Origin of the sequence: Flavobacterium humi, from assembly GCF_004745595.1 — a bacterium.
Taxonomy (GTDB): Bacteria; Bacteroidota; Bacteroidia; order Flavobacteriales; family Flavobacteriaceae; genus Flavobacterium; species Flavobacterium humi.
The window spans coordinates 262232-282498 of sequence record NZ_SRLH01000004.1; the positions used below are offsets into that span (position 1 = coordinate 262232).

Sequence of the window (20267 nt, forward strand, 5' to 3'; positions counted from 1 at the left end):
ATAAAAGACAAAAGAAACGTAATAATCAGATACAATATGGAAACGCAAAACAAAAACAATAAAGTAGCCGGAACTCTTTTTATAGGATGCATGTTCGTAGGAATGGGCATCGGGATGTACCTGGGTAAGGTTGCCGTAGGGACTTTGGTCGGGATGGGAGTCGGATTTATTGCTTCTGCAATGGCCAAAGCCAAATTATAAGAACACTAAATCATCAAAAATGAATAAATACCTGAAACATTTTCTGCGGGCCATAGGCATCGGGCTGATTGTCTTTTTCGTACTGACATTCCTTAGCTGGATTACAGGATCCACAATTGTATTGAACCGCAGGCTGTTTATGAATTTACAGTTTACATTATTGTATTCGGTTTCTTTGTACATGATAAATGCAGTGTTATTTATTGTTTTGGATAAGCTTTTTACGGGAGACCGGTTTAATATCAGAAGGATAGTATTTGGTTTTATCTGCTCTTTTGTCGTCTCGATTTTTACCATTTTCCTCTTGCGGATGTTTGAGGAAGTGGTCATCAACAAAAACACGGTAGACGCTTTTCTGGCCAATGAAAGCCCGGGGAATTATGTGATTGCAAGTATTATCACGTTTATCATGACGCTTTTTGCCCATGCGATTTATTTTTACCGTTCGTATCAGGAAAACAGGGTCAGAAAGGAAAAGATCATTGCGGGTACGGCTTCGGCAAAATTTGAAAGTTTAAAGAATCAGATCGACCCGCATTTCCTTTTCAACAGCCTGAATGTATTGAGTTCCCTGATTGAAGAAAACCCGGACAATGCCCAGAAGTTTACGGCATCCCTTTCTAAAATTTACCGCTATGTCTTGGAACAGAGGGATAAGGAGCTTGTGAGTATCGAAGAAGAGCTGGCTTTCGCCAAAACCTATATGAATTTGCTGAAAATGCGTTTTGAAAACAGTATTTTTTACGAATTGCCGGAGAAGGTTAACAACCCGGAAGCCAAAATCGTACCGCTTTCGCTTCAATTGCTGTTGGAAAACACCGTCAAGCATAATGTAGTGAGTGAGAAAAGGCCATTGCAGATCCGGATTTTTGAAAAGGACAACTGCCTTGTCGTCCAGAATGATTACCAGAAAAAAGAAGTGCTCAGGGACCGCCAGGGTGTCGGGCTGCAAAACATCATCAGCCGGTATGCCATCCTCTCGGAGAGGAAAGTGAGGATCACGCAAACCGAAAAAGAATTTACAGTAGAACTGCCCTTATTGACAAAACAGGTAGGCATTATGGAAACAACATACAACAGCGCTGTCGAGAACAGCTATTACAGGGCAAAGAAAAGGGTCGAGGCAATCCGAGGGTTTTACGGCAGTCTTATTTCGTATTGCGTGATCATCCCTGTGATCATCTTTATCAACCTGACAATCATGCCTAAATTCCAATGGTTTTGGTTCCCGATGCTGGGTTGGGGAATGGGGCTTGTCATTCAAGGATTCAGTATCTTCGGATACGGTTCCAGATGGGAGGAGCGCAAAATCAGGGAAATCCTGAACAAAGAGGAAGACAAACGAAACTGGAGGTAATCATGAAAGGAGAAGAGGCACTGAAGCTTTTGCCAGGGAAATTATTTTCGGGAAAGATTGGGAGCGCGCAGACAGATTGATAAAATTTTAGAATCGGAATTAAAAAAACAAAAATAGTTATGGAAAGCAATTATAATGAAGAAGAACGCTACAAAAAAGCGAAGAAAAGAGTAGAGGAAATAAAAGGTTTTTACGGGAACCTGACTGCTTATATTGTGGTAAATTTATTCCTGATGGCCATAAACCTACTGACCTCACCGGAACACCTATGGTTTTACTGGCCGATGCTGGGTTGGGGAATAGGAGTGGTTTTCCACGGACTGCGTGTTTTCAATTACATGCCTTTTTTGGGCAAGGATTGGGAAGAGCGCAAAATGAAGGAATATATGGATGAGGAAGACCGACGTAAAAACGAATGGAGGTAATTGGGTTATGGAAGATCATAAAGAGAATTTTGAAGAGCGCTATGCCGATGCCCAAAAAAGGATAAGAAGGCTCAAAGGGTTTTATTCGCATCTGGGGGCCTATATCACCGTAAACATCCTCATTGTTTTTTTAAATATCAATAATTTGGAACCGGGGGAGAGTTATTTTAAATTTGAAAACTTTTTTACGGCATTTTTCTGGGGATTAGGCTTGCTGGCACACGGCGTAAGCGTTTTTGGGCACCACCTTGTTTTTGGGAAAAAATGGGAAGAACGCAAGATCAGGGAATTTATGGAACAAGAAAAACAGGACAGATGGGAATAACACCCCGGAAAGTTTTGTTACTGTAAATCAACACGAAAAGAAAATGAACATTATTATCATTGAAGATGAAAAACCGGCAGCAAGGTTGTTGCAACGGAAAGTGGAAAAATTAGGATTGAATGTCAATACGATGCTGCATTCGGTAGAAGAATCGATGGATTGGTTCCAAAACAATGCACATCCCGATTTGATTTTCCTCGACATCCAGCTTTCAGACGGTTTGTCGTTTGAGATTTTTGAGAAGATTGCCATACAAAGTGCCGTGATTTTTACAACGGCTTATGATGAATATGCGCTCAAGGCATTCAAACTCAATAGTGTCGATTATTTGCTTAAACCTATTGATGAAGACGACCTGGAAGTGGCCGTAAACAAATTCAAGGCGAGGAACCAACCTCAAAACCTTTCATTGGATTTTGAAATGATCAAAAAAATGCTGGTTAATCCGATTGATAAAACCTATAAAAAAAGATTTACCGTAAAAATCGGGCAGCAACTCAAAGTGATCAACGTAGAAGAAATCGAATGTTTTTACAGTGAAAATAAAGGCACATACCTGCATACCCTTGAAAACAGGGCTTATTTGCTCGATGGCACGTTAGAGCAGCTCGAAACCGAATTGGACCCGAAAGATTTTTACAGGGTGAGCCGAAAATTTATCATCCCGATGAAAGCCATCAAGGAAATCCAGATGCACAGCAATTCCAGGCTGAAAGTGCTTTTGCCTACCTACAAAGACGATGAGGTTATTGTGGCCCGGGAAAGGGTTACGGATTTTAAAGAGTGGATCGGTTAGATTTCCGTGCTTCCAGGATCATATAAAACTGTATCCCGAATAAAAGCGATGCCATCACCAAATGTATCGCCTGGCTCCCGAAAGGAAAATTGAAATAATACATGGCGACCCCGGTGAGTATTTCGGCAAAAATAATCGCCATTACCCATTTGATTTTATCAAAACCAAGTTGTAATTTCCTGTTTTTTACATATAAAAATACATTGACAAACAACACCACGAATGAAAACGTCCTGTGGAAATAAAACGTCATATGTGGTTGGCTCAGCCACTGCGAACCGTTCTCGATACCGGATTTCACCTGTTCGTCTACAAATTGGCGTACCTGTGTGCCCAAAACAACCTGGATAAGTGTCAAACCAAGGGAAATCCATAAAAGGTTCCGGAACATAGGGTTGAAAACCTGTTGGGATTCTTTAGGTTTGGCCAGCTGGATAATGTACAGGATTACCGCTACAATCAGCAGTGCCATGATCATGTGGATGGTAATTTTTACCGGGTTCAGCACCGAATAAACTACTGTGGCGCCCAACCATCCCTGAAAGCCCATCATAAAAACGACCAGCCAGGACAATACGGTGATTTTTTTGTCCTGCTTCCAGAACCTAAAAGCGGCAACAGCCATGATAAAGCAGCCCAAGCCGGCCAAGGCACCCGTTAACCGGTTAAGGTATTCGACCCAGGTATGTGTCGGATTGAAAACTGCATAATCGTGCTTGGTGTATTTTTGCCATTGCGAAGCGTCAAATGTTGTACCGGTAAGGCAATCTTCCTTAGCTACTAAAAGCGTTTCCTCTTTGATGATGACCTGTCCTTTCTTAAATACACGGTTTTCGGCCCAGGTAAGTTCTTTGATGTCTGTGGGCGGGATATAATATCCAAAACATTTAGGCCAATCCGGGCAACCCATTCCCGAACCTGTCATTCGGACCAAAGCGCCCGCAATGATTACCAGATACACTAAAATTAAAGCGGTTTTTGCAATCGAGGTAAAATGTTTTTTCATATTTCGGAAGTTTTAGGCTTCAGTGCCGATGTTAGGGCGATGTTACAAGGTTTCTTTTATTTTGTTCCTGAAAGAACCGATCATTCTTTCGAGTTCCCGGCTGTTTTCGAATACTATCCCGAATTCCTGCTCTGGGATATAATTTAGGTTGAAGGCAATTTCCATTTGGGTTTGAAAGGCAAATAACGCACCGGTTGCCATGCCCAGGGATTTGTAGAAATCCTTGCCTGTCCCGCTTCCGGAACCTTCCGCGATGATGCTCGGAATGGCAATGGAACATTTCCTGATCTCGGAGGCCAGCTCTTCCGTTGCAAAATTGGAGGTCACGGCGTATGTATGTACCGTCAAAGCCATGGCTTTCTGCCAGATCAATAAATCCCTAAACGTTTTCATATTGTTGTTTTTTAACCCTTTGCACTTCTGATTTTATCGGTTGGCCACTTTTTGCAAGCCTAATTTTTCTGCTCTTTTCAGTACGAAATCATAAGCGGCCTGGTATTCGTTAGGGATTTCCCCTTCGAGGATGGCTTCTTTTACAGCCTCTTTCAATACACCTATTTCCCTGGATGGCTTTAAATTGAATAGTTCCATGATTTCCTCACCTGTTATCGGCGGCTGGAACTGACGGATATGGTCCCGTTCTTCCACTTCGATGATTTTCTTACGGACAATATTGAAATTGTTGTGGTACTTCCTGAATTTTGCAGGGTTTTTGGTGGTAATGTCCGCTTCACAAAGCGTCATTAGGTGGTCTACATCTTCGCCTGCATCAAAAACCAATCGGCGCACGGCAGAATCCGTAACGATATCCTGCGCCAGGACAATAGGCCGGGAACTCATCATGACCATTTTCTGGACGAATTTCAGTTTCTGGTTCAGTGGCATGTGCAGGCGCTCAAATATTTTTTTAGCCATTTTCCCGCCCAGGAATTCATGGCCATGGAATGTCCAGCCTTGTTTTTTACTGAAACGTTTTGTGGGTGCTTTCCCGATATCATGCAATAATGCAGCCCAACGAAGCCAGACATCATCAGTGTTTGGGCAAATATTGTCGACTACTTCAAGGGTATGGTAGAAGTTGTTTTTATGCGTATGGCCTTCTATTTCCTCCACCTGGTTCAAGGCGGTCAATTCCGGCAGGATGATATCCAACAGGCCGGTTTTATATAAAAGTAGAAATCCTATGGAAGGTTTTTCGGAAAGAAGGATTTTGTTCAATTCATCTACAATACGTTCCCCGGAAATAATCGAAATACGTTCTTTATTCCTGGAAATGGCTTCAAGCGATCCTGCTTCGATCTCAAAACCAAGCTGGGACGCAAAACGAATGGCACGCATCATCCTGAGCGGATCGTCAGAATACGTGATATCCGGGTTTAGCGGCGTTTTGATGGTTTTGTTTTCCAGGTCTTTCAAACCCTCAAAAGGATCTATCAAGGTGCCGTAATTGTCTTCATGGAGCGAAATAGCCAAAGCATTTATGGTAAAATCACGGCGGTTCTGGTCATCTTCGAGCGTTCCGTTTTCCACCACAGGGTTGCGGCTTTCAGATTGATAGCTTTCTTTCCGCGCCCCGACAAATTCGATATCCATGTCTTCATAACGTAGCATGGCGGTCCCGTAATTTTTGAAAACCTGTACTTTAGGGTGGTGCGGGATAAGCTGGGAAACTTTCAGGGCTAATTCAATACCGCTGCCAACCGCTACGATATCGATATCTTTTTTATGGTCGCGGCCCAGGATCAGGTCCCGGACAAAACCGCCAATGACGTAACTGTCAACGTTAAGCTCTTTGGCTGCCTGAGCGATAATCTGGAATATTTTATTTTGTAGGGATTCGGTATAATTCATTTGTTACGTTTGAAGTTCAGTTCCCAAAAGAAATCGTTTTCCGTTGCGACGATACTGAAAACCGTGACAGGAACCTGCGGCTGAAACTATTTCCGGATTATTTTTACCTGGCTGTCCAAAGATAATTTAATAATGGTAGAAGGCTTGTCGCAGATTTTATCGTGATGCAAATTTACTACATAGTCAACACCTTTTAAAATTTCAGGGCTTATTTCTTTAAAAGATTTTGGGGTAGGCATCCCGGAAATATTCGCGGAAGTGGAAACCAACGGTTTTTTCATGCGTTCCATCAGTTTGAAGCAAAATGGTTCCTTCACCAGGCGCACGCCCAGGGTTTTATCTTCGGCAATGACATTCGGGGCCACATTGCGTGGGTTGTCGAGGATTAGGGTTGTGGGTTTTTCGGACAGGTCCAGGATTTGCCAGGCAACTTCCGGAATGTCTTTAAACACGTTATACATCATTCTTTCGCCGTTCATCAGCACGATCATGCTTTTGCTTTCCTCGCGTTGTTTTAAAGCATAGATTTTGGCTACGGCTTCGGCATTGGTAGCATCACAGCCAAGTCCCCAAACGGTATCGGTAGGATACAAGATGATCCCGCCGTTCTTGATGGCTTCGAAAGCGTTGTGTATTTCTGTATTGATGTCGTTCATAAAGTTTTAAATATTGGCAAAGGTATTTATTTCAAAATAAATAGATACTATAAATTTAGAAGCTCTAATCATAAATTATTATATTTGCATTTCTATAAAAAATGATGTATGCTAAATAACAAATCAATATTAATTACAGGAGGTACGGGTTCTTTAGGAAAGGAATTGACGAAGACGATTTTGAAAAAATGGCCTCATGTAAAACGCCTTGTGATTTATTCCAGAGACGAACAAAAACAATTTCAGATGGCCCAGGAATTCCCGGAATCGGAGTATCCGGCCATTCGTTATTTTATTGGAGATGTAAGGGACCTGGAACGTTTGAAAAGGGCTTTCAACGGTATTGATTATGTGATCCATGCAGCAGCGATGAAACATGTCCATATTGCAGAATACAATCCTGACGAATGTGTGAAGACCAATATCGGCGGTGCTGAAAATGTCATCAAAGCCTGTTTGTCGAGCAATGTGACCAAAGTAGTGGCACTTTCTACAGACAAAGCCTGCGCACCAATCAATTTATACGGAGCGACAAAACTGACTTCCGATAAATTGTTTATTGCCGCCAATAACATCAAAGGCCAGCAGGATATCAAATTCTCTGTGGTCCGTTACGGGAATGTAATGGGTTCGAATGGTTCGGTTATCCCGTTTTTTATGAATAAAAGAAACGAAGGAGTCCTGCCGATTACCGATGTCAACATGACGCGCTTTAACATTTCCCTTCAAGGAGGTGTCGATATGGTGCTCCATGCTTTGGATGCTGCCTGGGGAGGAGAATTGTTCGTGCCTAAAATTCCATCCTATAAAATCCTGGACGTGGCCCAAGCCATTGCGCCTAACTGTGAACACAGGGTTGTAGGGATTCGACCGGGAGAGAAAGTCCATGAAGAAATGATTACTTCTTCCGATTCCTTTACGACTTACGATTTAGGCAAATATTATGTGATACTTCCGCAGGTTACGAACTGGAACCTGGAAGATTACAAAGATACCTTCAATGCAAAACTGGTACCGCAAGGGTTTAGCTATACTTCGGGTGAAAACCAGGAATGGGAAACGGTTGAGAGTATGCGAGAGCAGATAAAAGAGCATTTATATCCAGATTTTGAAGCCAAATAAGCAGCCATGATACCTTACGGAAAACAAAATATTACAGAAGAGGATATTCAGGCTGTAGCCAAAGCCCTTACCGGGGATTTTCTCACGCAAGGCCCTACGATTTTAGCATTTGAAAAGGCATTTGCGGACTATATAGGCTGCAAGTATGCGGTAGCGGTTTCCAATGGTACGGCTGCCTTGCATTTATCGGCATTAGCCTTGGAAGTGGGACACGGGGACAAGGTCATTACGACTCCTATCACTTTCGCAGCTTCCGCCAATTGCATCCGGTATTGTGGTGGCGAAGTCGTTTTCGCGGATATCGAACCGGACACTTACCTGCTGGATGTGAATAAAGTAAAACAAGTATTGCAATCGGCACCAAAAGGAACTTATAAAGGCATTATCCCTGTTGATTTCGCCGGAAGAGCCGTTAACCTGGAAGCTTTCAGGGAACTGGCCGATGAATACGGTCTTTGGATCATAGAAGACGCCTGCCATGCGCCCGGAGGTTCTTTTACCGACAGCAAAGGGCAAAAACAACATTGCGGGAACAGTAATTATGCCGACCTGGCGATTTTCTCGTTCCACCCTGTAAAGCATATCGCTACCGGAGAAGGAGGGATGATTACGACCAATGATGAAAAGCTGTATAAAAAACTCCTGGAACTCCGAACGCACGGCATTACAAGAGATACTACGATTTTTGAAAATTCGGTGGAATTTGCCGTAGGACAGCCTGTAAATGAAAACGATCCTTACCCGGGATGGTATATGGAAATGCAGACACTGGGTTATAATTACCGTTTTACAGATTTTCAGGCGGCTTTGGGAATCAGCCAGTTGTCCAGGGCAGATCAAGGCTTGGACAGAAGAAGGGCCATCGCGAAACGCTACCAGCAATCTTTTTCGGGAAAACCGTACATCAAGGGGCAATCCGATGTTATTGAAGGGCATGCTTACCATTTGTACGTCATAGAAATAGAAGACAGGGTAGGGCTTTACAATTACCTGAGAGAGCATAAGATATTCGCCCAGATCCATTATATACCGTGCCATCTGATGCCGTATTACAGGGCATTGGGATGGAAGGAAAACGATATGCCATTAGCCGAAAACTATTACAAGCATTGTATCAGTTTGCCTATGTATCCTACGTTAACCGATGAAGAACAGTCTTTTGTAATCGATAAAATAGCAACATATTTTACAAAGTAATTTTGAAAATAACACTAGGAACCGTTCAGTTTGGCATTAACTATGGTATCTCAAATACACATGGTGTCCCTTCCGATGCAGAATTGAAAGCCATTCTTTCCGCAGCGGAAGAAGCCGGGATTCAACAATTGGACACCGCGCAGGCTTATGGAAATGCAGAGGAACGCTTGGGGCAGTTTTCAGAAGGCCGTTTTCAGGTTATTACCAAATTCCCTGCCGTTGCTACCCGGGAAGAATTGGAGAATGCGCTTTCGTACTCCTTGTCAAGGTTAAATAGCAGTTCGGTGTATGGATATTTGGCCCATAATGCAGCTGTTTTGATCGAAAAACCCTTTTTATGGGAGGTTTTGCAAAAGGCTAAGGAAGAGAAGACCATAGCTAAAATCGGATTTTCATTATACCATCCGGAACAGTTGGAACAGCTTTTGGAATTGCAGTGCATCCCGGATTTGGTACAATTGCCGTACAGTATTTTAGACCGTAAGTTTGAAGACAGCCTTTCCATCCTAAAAAAAATAGGGACTGAAATCCATGTCCGATCAGTTTTCCTACAAGGTCTTTATTTTATGGACCCTGACCGACTGCCGGAAAAATTACAGCCGTTGCGGCCAGCGTTAATGGAGTTGCAGGCTATTTGCAGGGGAAAAAACATTTCTGTTGGGGACGCCGCCTTGAATTACGCGGTTTCAAACCCAAATATCGACCAAATTGTCATGGGTGTGGAAACGGCCGGGCAATTACAGGAAAATATCCGGATGGTTTCAAGCTGGAAACGGGATGCGGAATTGTTTTCAAGAATTGAAGCTATTGAAATAAAAGATAAATCATTATTAAATCCTGTAAACTGGTGAAAATAATCGGTATAACACAAGCCAGGATTGGTTCTTCCCGGTTACCCGGAAAAGTACTCCTGACGGTAAACGGCAAAACACTTTTGGAATACCACCTCGAAAGGGCTAAAAAATCCAAATTGGTTAACCAATGGTTGGTCGCTACTACCCAGGAAGAAGGGGCTGAAGCCATTTGCGATATTGCCACACAGTTGGGAATCGGGAGTTACAGAGGAAGTTTGGAGGATGTTTTGGATCGGTTTTACCAGTCTGTCAAGGACGAAGGGCCGGATTATGTGGTACGCATTACCTCAGATTGCCCTTTAATCGACGCCGGATTGATCGATCAGACCATACAATTTTGCCTCGACAATCAATTGGATTACCACTCCAACCAATCACAGGAAGCCTATCCCGATGGATTGGACGTGGAAGTGTTTAGTTTTAAGGCTTTATCCGAAGCATGGCATTCTGCCACGGCAATTGCCGACAGGGAGCATGTTACGCCATTTATCAGGAGGAATGCCAGGACAAAAGTTGCCAATGAAGGCATCGATAAAAAATATGCGTCCTTGCGGATTACCGTAGACGAACCTTCTGATTTTGTGCTCATCCGGCACTTGATAGAGCATTTGGGAGCAGATTTGCCATGGAAACCCTATGCGGATTACATTGTACAGCATCAAGACATTCAAAATATTAATTATACTATTTTTAGAAACGAAGGTTATATGAAAAGTAAATTTAACGAAATACAGCTTAGGAATATCACGAATTTCCAAGCATCGGACGAGTACAGAAAAACGATACACAACCTTATTCCGGGTGGCGGGCATACCTATTCCAAAGGGGATGATCAATTCCCGGTTTTATCTCCTGCGGCTATCGTAAGAGGGAAAGGGTCCCATTTATGGGATGTCGACGGGAATGAATTCCTGGATTGCTCCATGGGATTGACCAGTGTTAGTTTAGGCCATGCTTATGAACCGGTTTTGGAGGCTGTGAGGAAAGAATTGGAAAACGGAGTGAACTTCCAGCGTCCTTCCGCTTTGGAAAAAGAGATGGCAGAAGAATTTTTAGCCTTGGTGCCTGGGCATGATATGGTTAAGTTTTCCAAAAACGGCTCTATCGTGACCACCGCAGCCGTGAAGCTGGCCAGGGCCAAGACAGGAAGGAATTTGGTGGCGTTCCCTGGAGACCATCCGTTTTACAGTTATGACGATTGGTTCATCGGCTCAACAGCCTGTAATAAAGGAGTTCCTGATGATGTTTCGAAATTGTCGGTAACCTTCCAATCCTTTAATATCGAATCTTTAAAAGAATTGTTTGCGAAATACCCAAATCAGATTGCCTGCGTGATTACCGAGCCTGAAAAAGGGAATTATCCGCACCTGAACAACCCGGATTTTAATGCCGGAACGTTTTTGCAAGAAGCCATCGACCTATGCCACGCCAATGGTGCTTTGTTTATTGCAGATGAAATGGTGACGGGTTTCAAAACAGATTTTCCGGGATCCATTACCAAATACGGCCTCAAGCCTGATATGGCTACCTGGGGAAAAGGCATTGCCAACGGATTTTCATTCTGCGCCCTTACCGGGACAAAAGAAATAATGGAATTAGGCGGGATCACCCGCGAAGGCGAAGAGAAAGTATTTTTGATCTCTACCACTCACGGTGGAGAAACCCATGGATTAGCCGCTGCTATCGCTACGATTAAAGAATACCGGGAAAAAGATGTAATCGCACACAACCACAGTATCGGTAAAAAACTGGCAGAATTATGCCAACAGCTTGTGACAGAAAGCGGGCTGGCAGATTCTATCGAGGTAGTCCCCGCAGAATGGATGCCGTTTTTCGTGTTTAAAGACGCGTCAGGTATTGCCAGTCAAGGGTACCGTACTCTTTTTATGCAGGAAATGATAAAACGGGGTGTATTGTTCCAGGGGGCGTTTGTGCCTTGTTTTTCCCATACGGAAGATGATGTGTACTATTTTGCCAAAGCCTTCAGCGAGTCATTACCGGTTTACAAGGAAGCATTAGCGCAGGGATTTGAAAAATTCCTTGTAGGCGAACCGGCCAAAGCCGTATTCCGGAAAACACTATAATACTTATTTGATGAGGATATACAAATGTTTGCATACCAATATTTTCAGGAATGATTTGTTTCATATCGAACCGTTGCGGGACGAGGACAAATATGCCATCCTGGAAATCAGGAATGAGCAGTTGTACCATTTGAGGCAGTCCCAGCCCTTGACTGCAGCCCAACAGGAAAATTATTTTGCGACGGTGGTTTCCGGTTTGTTTGAAACGGAAAAGCCCAATCAATTGCTGTTTTCTTTTTTCCATCAGGGTGAATTTGTGGGCTATGGCGGCCTGGTGCATATCAATTGGATTGACAAAAACGCTGAGATCTCTTTTGTGATGAAAACAGCAATGGAGCAAGGATTTTTTGCGTCATTCTGGTCCAATTACTTGCAATTGATAGAAAAAATGGCTTTTGAGGAATTAAAATTCCATAAGATATTCACATATGCCTTCGACCTTCGACCACATTTGTACGAAGTCCTTTTGAGTTGTGGGTTTAAGCAAGATGCCCGGCTCAAGGAACATTGTTATTTTGATGGCAAATACCTGGATGTAGTCATTCATTCCAAAATAAATAATTTGCTTTCTTTCCGAAAGGCCACAGAAAACGATGTTGAATTGTATTTTAATTGGACGAATGACCCTTCGGTACGCAGCAATTCCTATATGTCTGAGAGTATTCCTTATGAAAACCACGTTCGCTGGTTTCTCTCCAAAATAAAAGAGGAGGACTGCCTGATGCTTGTTTTTCAAGACAAAAACCATCAGGATGTGGGCCAGGTACGTATCCAGAAATCGGAAGGGAATACCGCTGTGATAGGCGTTTCCACCGATGAAAACCACCGGGGAAAAGGGTATGCCAGTCAGATGATCTCGTTGGCATCTGCGTATTTTTTGGCTAAAAATCCGGATATTTGCATTAGCGCTTATATCAAATCGGAAAACCTGGCTTCGGCCAAAGCTTTTGAAAAAGCAGGTTTCACACTAAAAGAAATGCTTCAGTACCAACATACGGAGAGCTTTCATTATATAAAAAAATATGACAATAGATAACTATACAATAGATTCCAATTCGCCGGTTTTCATTATTGCCGAACTTTCGGCCAACCATAATGGAAGCCTGGAAACGGCTATTGAAACCATCCGTGCCGCAAAACGTGCCGGTGCCGATTGTATAAAACTGCAAACGTATACTGCAGATACTATTACCCTGGATTCCGATAAAGAGGATTTTGTGATTAAAGGAACCATTTGGGACGGAAAAAAACTGCATTCATTATACCAGGAAGCCTACACTCCATGGGAATGGCATGCAGAAATTTACAAGGTGGCAAAAGAAGAAGGGCTTGTTTGTTTTTCTTCCCCGTTTGATAAGACTGCGGTCGATTTCCTGGAAAACCTGGATTCCCCGGCCTATAAAATTGCTTCGTTTGAAATTACCGATATTCCCTTGATCGAATATGTGGCTTCTAAAGGAAAACCGGTAATCATATCGACCGGAATAGCGGAAAAAGAAGACATCGAACTGGCTTTGGATGCCTGTAAAAGAATGGGCAATAACGATATTGCATTGTTAAAATGCACTTCAAGTTACCCTGCGCCTATTGAAGAAGCAAATATGGTCATGGTCAAAGACCTGGCCGAGCGTTATCAGGTTATCAGCGGGCTTTCCGATCATACCATGGGAAGTACCGTACCTGTTGTTGCGACTGTTTTCGGGGCTAAAATTATTGAAAAACATTTCATAATCGATCGTGCTATCGGCGGGCCTGATGCCTCATTTTCGATGAATGAAGAAGAATTTGCCGCCATGGTCAAAGCTGTGCGTGAAGCCGAAAAAGCTTCCGGGGTTATCGATTATGCCTTAACGGAAAAACAAGCCAAAGGAAGGGATTTCAGCCGTTCGTTATATATTGCCGAAGATGTGGCCCAAGGCGAGGTTTTTACAGAAAAAAACCTTCGGTCCGTGCGCCCGGGTTTTGGACTCCATCCTAAATATTACCATGGACTATTGGGCAAAAAGGCTTTGATGGACCTCACAAAAGGGACACCGATGCAATTGGAATTTGCCGAATAATATTTTTGTAAATGCACTTTATGACACCATTAGACCTTATATCGAATCAAAAAATCCTTGTCCAGACAACCTATCATCCGGCTCCGCATCTTGAAACGGAAATGGAGATTGTAGAAAGATTGCTGGCACAGGGAAATACGATTTACTGGATTGTTTGCGAAAGCGATTTCAAAGCCTGTTTTAACAATCCGGAGCATACCACAATGGATTGCAAGGTTTGCTTTTCCCGTGTCAATAAAGGGTTGGATGTCTTAAAAAAGAGCAGTAAACACTCGGAAAACCTCCACATCCTAAAATACAGGCAATTTTTAACACTCGAGGCGTTTAAAAAAAGCTATTTCCAGCAGGATCTTCATTTTTCGGATATCAAAGAACTCAAGGCATTCCATCATAAATCGTATGATTCGGGAATGGCAACAGCTTCTTCGTTAGTGTCTTATACTAGAAACCACGAGCCAGATGTGTCAAAATACCAGGATTTTATCAAAAGAGGGCTTTTGACCGGCGGTTACCTATACGAAACATTCCAATTGGTTTTGGATACGATCCAGCCGGATATGGTTGTTTTGTTTAACGGAAGGTTCATTGAGAACAGGCCTTTATTGCGCGTTTGCCAGGAACGGAACATTAAGTATGCAACGCATGAACGGGGCGGGAAAATCAATAATTTCCTGTTCAGGATCAATTCCATCCCGCATTCCATAGAGACAATCAGCGCCGAAATGGATTATTTATGGGAAACTGCCCGGAACAACAGGAAAGAGATCGGGAAAACATTTTACACCAATAGGATAAAAAGGGTGGAAGACGCCTGGTATTCGTTTACCAAAGAACAACAGGAGGGAAGGTTGCCCGAAAGTTTTAAGCATGTTGAAAACAAAAAAGTCATTACGATTTTCAATTCGTCTTTGGATGAATACGAAGGATTGGAAGGTTTTGGCCCTTATTTTTATGCTAATGACAACGAAGGGATACAAAAAATATGCGAAAGCCTTCAAAATCATCCCGAAATCAAGTTGTACCTTAGGGTCCACCCGAACCTGAAAGGCTTGGACAACAGCCAGAACAAGTACCTGAAAGAAGTTATCGGTTCTTATCCATCCATTGAGATTATCCCGGCCGAAGACAGTGTCGATACCTATGCCTTGATCAACAAGAGCGATATTGTAGTCGTTTTTGGTTCTACCGTAGGGGCTGAAGCCGTTTTTGCAGGAAAAAAAGTAGTATTGTTGGGCCGTGCTGCTTACGAAAACCTGGACTCTTTTGTCATCCCAAAAAACCACGAGGAATTGGTGCGTATCCTAATGGATGATCAGTATGTTTTTCCTGAAATAAACCCGGAAGATCCGTTGAAATATGGGTATTGGAATGAAAGTTTCGGGATCAATTACAACTATTACAGCCCTATAAATTTAGGAAAAGGAACCTATAAAGGGAAGCAGGTCAAAGCGAATTTCATCCTGCGCGAATTGAGGCGGTTTATTGAAAAAAGGAAAAAAACCATTCAATAAAAAACTAGCTTTTCCAGTTTGTTACTGATTTTAAGTATAAGATTGCTTTATCCAAAAACCTCATTTTGGCAAACAGTTTACCTTCGTTTTTCTTTAATTGCCTGTAAAAAGCAAGATTGTTCGCGCCGGCATTCCTGATGATGCGGAGTAGCGTTTTATCGATTTGTTTTTCAAGTAATGCAGCGTTGAAATTCCGGAGTTTTCCGTTTTGTGTTTTCAGGTATTTTGAAGCTTCAATGATCTCGATGATTTCCGCCGTCTGCAAGCCTCTTCGCACCTCAAACGCACCTAAATATGACTCTATTTTAGGATCGTTGCTTTCAATGCCGAATTCTGATAATTGGTTGATTTTTACTTTTTTAACCGAACGGTTTACATTTTCTATTTTGGTTTTACTGATGTTATTCGGGTGCAGCCTGTAACGCAACAAGGATTCCTGGATATTATGGAATTTGGTTTTCGGCAGCAGCCTGCTCCATAAATCATAATCTTCCACGGGAACATAATCGTTGTCAAACCGCAATCCGCTTAGGCTTTCTTTCCGGAGCATTACGGTTGGGTTTCCGATGGCACAGCTGTATAAAAAAGACACTTTGATAGCATCATGGGTTTCGCTGTGGCGGATGGCCTTGTTTTTTTTTCCTCCGAAATAAGTCATCCAGGTACCGCAAACACCTACGTCAGGATGGTTTTTAAGATAAGCCAGCTGCTTTTCAAAACGGTTCGGGGCTGCAATATCATCAGCATCCATCAAAGCAACAAAAGGTGCTCTTGCCAATTCGAATCCTTCATTCCTAAGGCGGGCAGGACCAACGTTTATTTCTTTGTCAACCAGTATGATACGAGAATCTTTTGCTTGGTATTTTTCAATGATTTCCTTGCTGCCGTCTGTCGATTTATCATTCAAGATCAATAATTCGAAATCCGTATAAGTCTGGTTTAAAATACTTTCAATGGTTTCGCTTATATACTTTTCAGCATTGTATACCGGCATTATTACTGAAACTTGAGGATTGGGCATATTGGACTATTTAAGATAAACGTGTACGTAAAATATATAAAAGCAAAAGTAATGATTTCAATATTCTTATATTTGCTTTGTAAATAAATTAAAATGAAAAAAATTCAAGTTGGTTTTTTGGTATCGTACGACTACGACCTGCTTAAAAATGCCATACCGCAAGTGTACAAAGAGTCGGATACCATATTCCTGGCCATTGACAAGGACAGGAAAACCTGGAACGGCGGTTCATTTGTCATTGAGGATGATTTTTTTCAGTGGATAAAAGAAATCGATACAGACCATAAAATTGTTATCTACGAAGATAATTTTTACCGCCCGGAACTAACCACCATGGATTGCGAAGTACGCGAACGTACCATGCTTTCTGAAAAAATGGGCATCGGGAACTGGCTGATCCAGATTGATGCCGATGAATATTTCCTGGATTTTGCAGGATTTGTCAAAGACCTCAGGAAATATGACAGCTACCTGGAAAACCCTGAGAAAAACCCTATCCAGATCGGTTGTTTCCTGACCCATCTTTACAAATATACCGATGAAGGGATATTGTACGTGGAGAACTTGACAAGAGTGCTCCTGGCGACGAATTACCCCAACTATAAAGTGGGCCGGAAATCGAAGGAAAGAGTCATTTATACCGATAAGGTACTCCTGCACGAATGTTTGTCAAGGACAGAAGAACAACTGGCTTTCAAACTCGAAAATTGGGGGCACAATGTCCAGATCAACACTACTTTTTTTGACAAATGGAAATCCGTAAACCAGGACAATTACAAAGAAATGCGGGATTTTTATTATATCGAACCCGAAACATGGAAAACACTTGGGTACCTTCCTACCAAAAACATTGGCGAAATGAAGAACTTTGTCCATTCGAGCAAAGCCCTTGCTATTTCTAAGCCGTTTTTGTTTTTCAAGAATTTTGGGCAGTGGTTCAAGTTCTTGTTCAAATAATCCCGATTAATCCAAACCTTATTATTTTGAAGCCGATACAACATTTCAATCCATTATTTGTTTCCTTGCAAAAGGAACTGACCGCCGTTATCCGGGAATTTGGAAGCTCAGGGACAGTATTGGAAAACGGGAAAAGGAATGTCATTAAAATTTTTCCTTTGGGAGTTATCAATGCCAATGTAAAGTCCTTTAAAATACCGAAATTCTACAATAAAATCGTCTACAGGTACTTTCGTAAATCTAAAGCTAAACGTTCATTCGAGTATGCTAATATCCTGATGCAAAACGGGATAGGTACTCCACAACCTATTGCTTATTTTGAAAACTATGACACGGTGGGATTGCATGACAGCTACTATGTCAGTGAGCACCTGCAAGCGGACCTAACGTATCGGGAGCTGGTGGAAACCGATTATCCAGACACTGAAAACATCTTACGGCAATTTACCGCATTTTCCTTTCAGCTGCATGAAAAAGGCATCGAATTCCTCGATCATTCCCCAGGCAATACACTGATAAAGAAAAACGAAGAAGGAAAATACGATTTTTTCCTGGTTGATTTGAACCGGATGAAGTTCCATAAGCAGATGAGTTTCGAAACCCGGATGAAAAACCTTTCCCGATTAACGCCAAAAAAAGAAATGGTGATGATTATGAGCGATGCATACGCCAAACTGTATTCCCGTCCTTATGTGGAAGTGTTTGATAAGATGTGGGGCTATACCAGCCAATTCCAGGAAAGGTACTTTAGGAAAAGGAGATTGAAAAAACGGTTTATCTTCTGGAAGAAATAATTCAGTCCAAATGGTTTTTGGCAAACTGTTCCAATAAAGGCATAAACAACGCGGGATCAAATTCGTGGTACAACGACCTGTTTTCCGCAAAGATTTCCTTAGGGGATTTTCCTTCGAACAATTGTGGCTTGTATTCCGATACATGCACTGAAATATGGTTTTTGCCATCTTCAAAGGTCGCCCAGCCTTTTTTATCAATCCAGGGAGAGAAAATGATAAAGGACGGCTTGTGCAAGGCTTTGGCCATATTGATGGCGCCTCCGTCGTTTCCGATAATCACATCGCATTCATGCATAATGGCAATAAACTCCCGCAGGTTTTTCCCTAAAAGGTCAAAATAGATTTTAGACTGTGTTTCGGGTTTGCACAAACGGAAAATCTCCAGGGCCAATTCTTTCTGGTTCGGGATATAATTGAAGAGCATATTCACTGGGTAATGATCGGCAATATAATCGATAATGGCAGCCATGTATTCAGACGGATAGGTCTTGTCAGGTGAACTGCCTATAATGCTGAGCATGACGGTTTTCCGGGAAGGGGCTAAACCATTGCTTTCAAAGAGTGCTTTGGCAAAATGTTCTTCTTCGGGCGTTACGTACAGCCTTGGGAACGTTTCCAGCTCAATATCCAAATGCAATGGGGAAAGCAATGAAAGCCGTTGTTCTATAATCAACCCCAAATTAGAAGTGGGAACTTGTTTTTTCTTTACAACATCGGTAAAAATAAGGCTACGCCATTTTTTATCGTAGGAGATTTTTCTTTTGGCACCCGAAAAAATGACCGGCAGGAAACTTTCTATTTTGGCGTAAGCATCAATAACGATGTCATATTTCGCTTTGCGAATCTTCATCAGGAATTTGAAAAACGCCCATTTGCTCTTGCGGTGCTCCTCTTTAAACAATACCAGGTTACTGATGGATTTGTTCCCTTGTAAAACCGCAACTGTTGATTCATATACCATATAATCGATGGTGGCATTGGGGTATGCCTTACGCAAATTATCGCATAAGACCGAACTTACCAGGACATCGCCAATCATTTTTTGCTGGATAACAAGAATCTTCATCGGATGGTTATTTTGTGTATAATGGTGCCCTTGGGCTTGTCCATGTGCCTTTTGAAAGGGCCGAAACATAATAAAGCACCAGGTTCCTGAAAATAAAAATATTCACTTTCAGTTTTGGGATAAAAAAGAAAACCAAGCCCAGGATTGCAAGAAGTGTTTTTTCCAGCAGCAAAGTAAACAATAGCAGGAACTGGATCAGCATCCGCTCGAATCCTTTGGTATGCTCGTTAAAATAGACATGCTGCGAGATCAGGACTTCGGTTTTTGTCAATGCTTTGGTTTTGATATTGATGCGGGAAGCACCGCCGTGTTTATGCAAAATGGAGGCATTTCGTATCAGGGCCACTTTTCCGCCTTGGTCGATAACCCGCTTGCAGATATCCACATCTTCAAAATAAAGCCAGTATTTTTCATTCCAGCCGCTTATTTTGTCGTACCAGCCTTTGCTCATAAAAATCACGGCACCTGTTGCCCAATCCGGGAAAACAATAGCCTTGTCATTGCTGAAATCCCCTTGAACCGTTTCTTTGCTCATGGCCCGGTTTAAAGCCCTGAAAGGCCCGAACAATGTTTTGAGGCTTGGGAAAAACCGGATTTCCTTGTATTTTTTATGCTGTGCATCCACCTGTGTACAGGTTACAATGCCAAAATCCGGATTGTTTTTGGCGGTTTGCCAAAGGGTATAAATGGCTTCTTCGCTGGCCACCGTATCCGGATTCAGGAAAAGATAATAATTAGAATGAGCGGCATTTGCGCCAAAATTACAGCCATTGGCAAAACCGTTGTTCCCTGTATTCCCGATAAAACGGATGTTAGGGAACCGGCTTGCAAAAGTTTCGTATTTTCCATCGCCGGAGCAATTGTCGACCACAATTGTTTCAAAAGTGAAACGGTTGGTGTCCATAGCAGATAAGGCCTCGAGGCATTCGCCCAAAGCATCCCAGCTTTTATAATTTACAATAACGATGGCAATATCAGTCATAG

At 42.4% G+C, this 20267-nt stretch carries 21 protein-coding genes; 14 read left to right on the plus strand and 7 right to left on the minus strand.

From position 1 onward, the window contains the following. Nucleotides 1-36 precede the first annotated feature (36 nt). The 5 genes from E4635_RS15730 (at nt 37) to E4635_RS08830 (ending at nt 3104) form a co-directional block, all read left to right on the plus strand. Nucleotides 37-201, plus strand: coding sequence for a hypothetical protein (locus E4635_RS15730; protein WP_169630229.1), 165 nt, complete (start codon nt 37-39; stop codon nt 199-201). 19 nt (nt 202-220) lie between these two features. Beyond that, on the plus strand, nt 221-1558 hold the full coding sequence (locus E4635_RS08815; RefSeq protein ID WP_135526269.1) for a histidine kinase: 1338 nt from the start codon (nt 221-223) through the stop codon (nt 1556-1558). A gap of 119 nt (nt 1559-1677) precedes the next feature. After that, nucleotides 1678-1983, plus strand: coding sequence for a 2TM domain-containing protein (locus E4635_RS08820; RefSeq protein ID WP_135526270.1), 306 nt, complete (start codon nt 1678-1680; stop codon nt 1981-1983). Beyond that, complete coding sequence (locus E4635_RS08825; protein WP_246020732.1) at nt 1949-2308, plus strand: 2TM domain-containing protein; 360 nt, start codon at nt 1949-1951, stop codon at nt 2306-2308. The genes E4635_RS08820 and E4635_RS08825 overlap by 35 nt, the downstream gene beginning before the upstream one ends. Before the next feature lie 43 nt (nt 2309-2351). Beyond that, nucleotides 2352-3104, plus strand: a complete 753-nt coding sequence (locus tag E4635_RS08830; protein ID WP_135526271.1) for a LytR/AlgR family response regulator transcription factor — start codon at nt 2352-2354, stop codon at nt 3102-3104. On the opposite strand, the gene E4635_RS08835 is transcribed toward E4635_RS08830, so the two are convergent. The 4 genes from E4635_RS08835 to E4635_RS08850 form a co-directional block, all read right to left on the minus strand. Then, a complete protein-coding gene (locus tag E4635_RS08835; protein ID WP_135526272.1) occupies nt 3085-4110 on the minus strand; it encodes a COX15/CtaA family protein in 1026 nt (341 codons plus the stop codon). The two genes, E4635_RS08830 and E4635_RS08835, sit on opposite strands and share 20 nt — an antisense overlap. A 42-nt stretch (nt 4111-4152) precedes the next feature. Then, entirely contained in the window at nt 4153-4503 is a 351-nt protein-coding gene (locus tag E4635_RS08840) for a four helix bundle protein (RefSeq protein WP_135526273.1), read from the minus strand. 33 nt (nt 4504-4536) lie between these two features. Continuing rightward, nucleotides 4537-5961 (minus strand): CCA tRNA nucleotidyltransferase, encoded by a 1425-nt coding sequence (locus E4635_RS08845; protein ID WP_135526274.1) that lies wholly within the window; start codon nt 5959-5961, stop codon nt 4537-4539. A gap of 86 nt (nt 5962-6047) precedes the next feature. Continuing rightward, entirely contained in the window at nt 6048-6617 is a 570-nt protein-coding gene (locus E4635_RS08850) for an L-threonylcarbamoyladenylate synthase (RefSeq protein WP_135526275.1), read from the minus strand. Nucleotides 6618-6725: 108 nt separating this feature from the next. Here E4635_RS08850 and pseB point away from each other — a divergent pair, with 108 nt between their 5' ends. The 7 genes from pseB to E4635_RS08885 are packed head-to-tail and all read left to right on the plus strand — an operon-like array spanning nt 6726 to nt 15445. Further along, nucleotides 6726-7739, plus strand: coding sequence for a UDP-N-acetylglucosamine 4,6-dehydratase (inverting) (gene pseB, locus E4635_RS08855; protein WP_135526276.1), 1014 nt, complete (start codon nt 6726-6728; stop codon nt 7737-7739). A 6-nt stretch (nt 7740-7745) separates the two neighbouring features. Further along, nucleotides 7746-8936: a UDP-4-amino-4,6-dideoxy-N-acetyl-beta-L-altrosamine transaminase gene (gene pseC, locus E4635_RS08860; RefSeq protein ID WP_135526277.1), complete on the plus strand. Its 1191-nt coding sequence runs from the start codon at nt 7746-7748 to the stop codon at nt 8934-8936. A 2-nt stretch (nt 8937-8938) separates the two neighbouring features. After that, complete coding sequence (locus E4635_RS08865) at nt 8939-9787, plus strand: aldo/keto reductase (protein ID WP_169630230.1); 849 nt, start codon at nt 8939-8941, stop codon at nt 9785-9787. Beyond that, the gene (locus E4635_RS08870) at nt 9784-11874 is read left to right on the plus strand and encodes a glutamate-1-semialdehyde 2,1-aminomutase (RefSeq protein WP_135526279.1); all 2091 of its coding nucleotides are present in this window, start codon (nt 9784-9786) and stop codon (nt 11872-11874) included. The genes E4635_RS08865 and E4635_RS08870 overlap by 4 nt, the downstream gene beginning before the upstream one ends. 10 nt (nt 11875-11884) lie before the next feature. Beyond that, the gene (locus E4635_RS15735; RefSeq protein ID WP_169630231.1) at nt 11885-12910 is read left to right on the plus strand and encodes a GNAT family N-acetyltransferase; all 1026 of its coding nucleotides are present in this window, start codon (nt 11885-11887) and stop codon (nt 12908-12910) included. Continuing rightward, nucleotides 12897-13934 carry a pseudaminic acid synthase gene (gene pseI / locus E4635_RS08880; protein ID WP_135526280.1) on the plus strand — a complete coding sequence of 346 codons (1038 nt, stop codon included), beginning with the start codon at nt 12897-12899 and terminating at the stop codon, nt 13932-13934. Before E4635_RS15735 ends, pseI begins: the two co-directional genes overlap by 14 nt. Nucleotides 13935-13954: 20 nt before the next feature. Next, nucleotides 13955-15445 carry a capsular polysaccharide export protein, LipB/KpsS family gene (locus E4635_RS08885; RefSeq protein WP_169630232.1) on the plus strand — a complete coding sequence of 497 codons (1491 nt, stop codon included), beginning with the start codon at nt 13955-13957 and terminating at the stop codon, nt 15443-15445. A gap of 4 nt (nt 15446-15449) precedes the next feature. On the opposite strand, the gene E4635_RS08890 is transcribed toward E4635_RS08885, so the two are convergent. Further along, a complete protein-coding gene (locus E4635_RS08890) occupies nt 15450-16466 on the minus strand; it encodes a glycosyltransferase family 2 protein (protein ID WP_135526282.1) in 1017 nt (338 codons plus the stop codon). A 93-nt stretch (nt 16467-16559) separates the two neighbouring features. On the opposite strand from E4635_RS08890, the gene E4635_RS08895 reads away from it, so the two are divergent. Next, a complete protein-coding gene (locus tag E4635_RS08895; RefSeq protein WP_135526283.1) occupies nt 16560-17423 on the plus strand; it encodes a hypothetical protein in 864 nt (287 codons plus the stop codon). A gap of 26 nt (nt 17424-17449) precedes the next feature. Next, nucleotides 17450-18217 (plus strand): lipopolysaccharide kinase InaA family protein, encoded by a 768-nt coding sequence (locus E4635_RS08900; protein WP_394345974.1) that lies wholly within the window; start codon nt 17450-17452, stop codon nt 18215-18217. A 1-nt stretch (nt 18218) separates the two neighbouring features. On the opposite strand, the gene E4635_RS08905 is transcribed toward E4635_RS08900, so the two are convergent. Together E4635_RS08905 and E4635_RS08910 are read right to left on the minus strand one after the other, a co-directional pair. Beyond that, a complete protein-coding gene (locus E4635_RS08905; RefSeq protein WP_246020734.1) occupies nt 18219-19283 on the minus strand; it encodes a glycosyltransferase family 9 protein in 1065 nt (354 codons plus the stop codon). A 7-nt stretch (nt 19284-19290) separates the two neighbouring features. Then, nucleotides 19291-20265 (minus strand): glycosyltransferase family 2 protein, encoded by a 975-nt coding sequence (locus tag E4635_RS08910; RefSeq protein ID WP_135526284.1) that lies wholly within the window; start codon nt 20263-20265, stop codon nt 19291-19293. Nucleotides 20266-20267 lie beyond the last annotated feature (2 nt).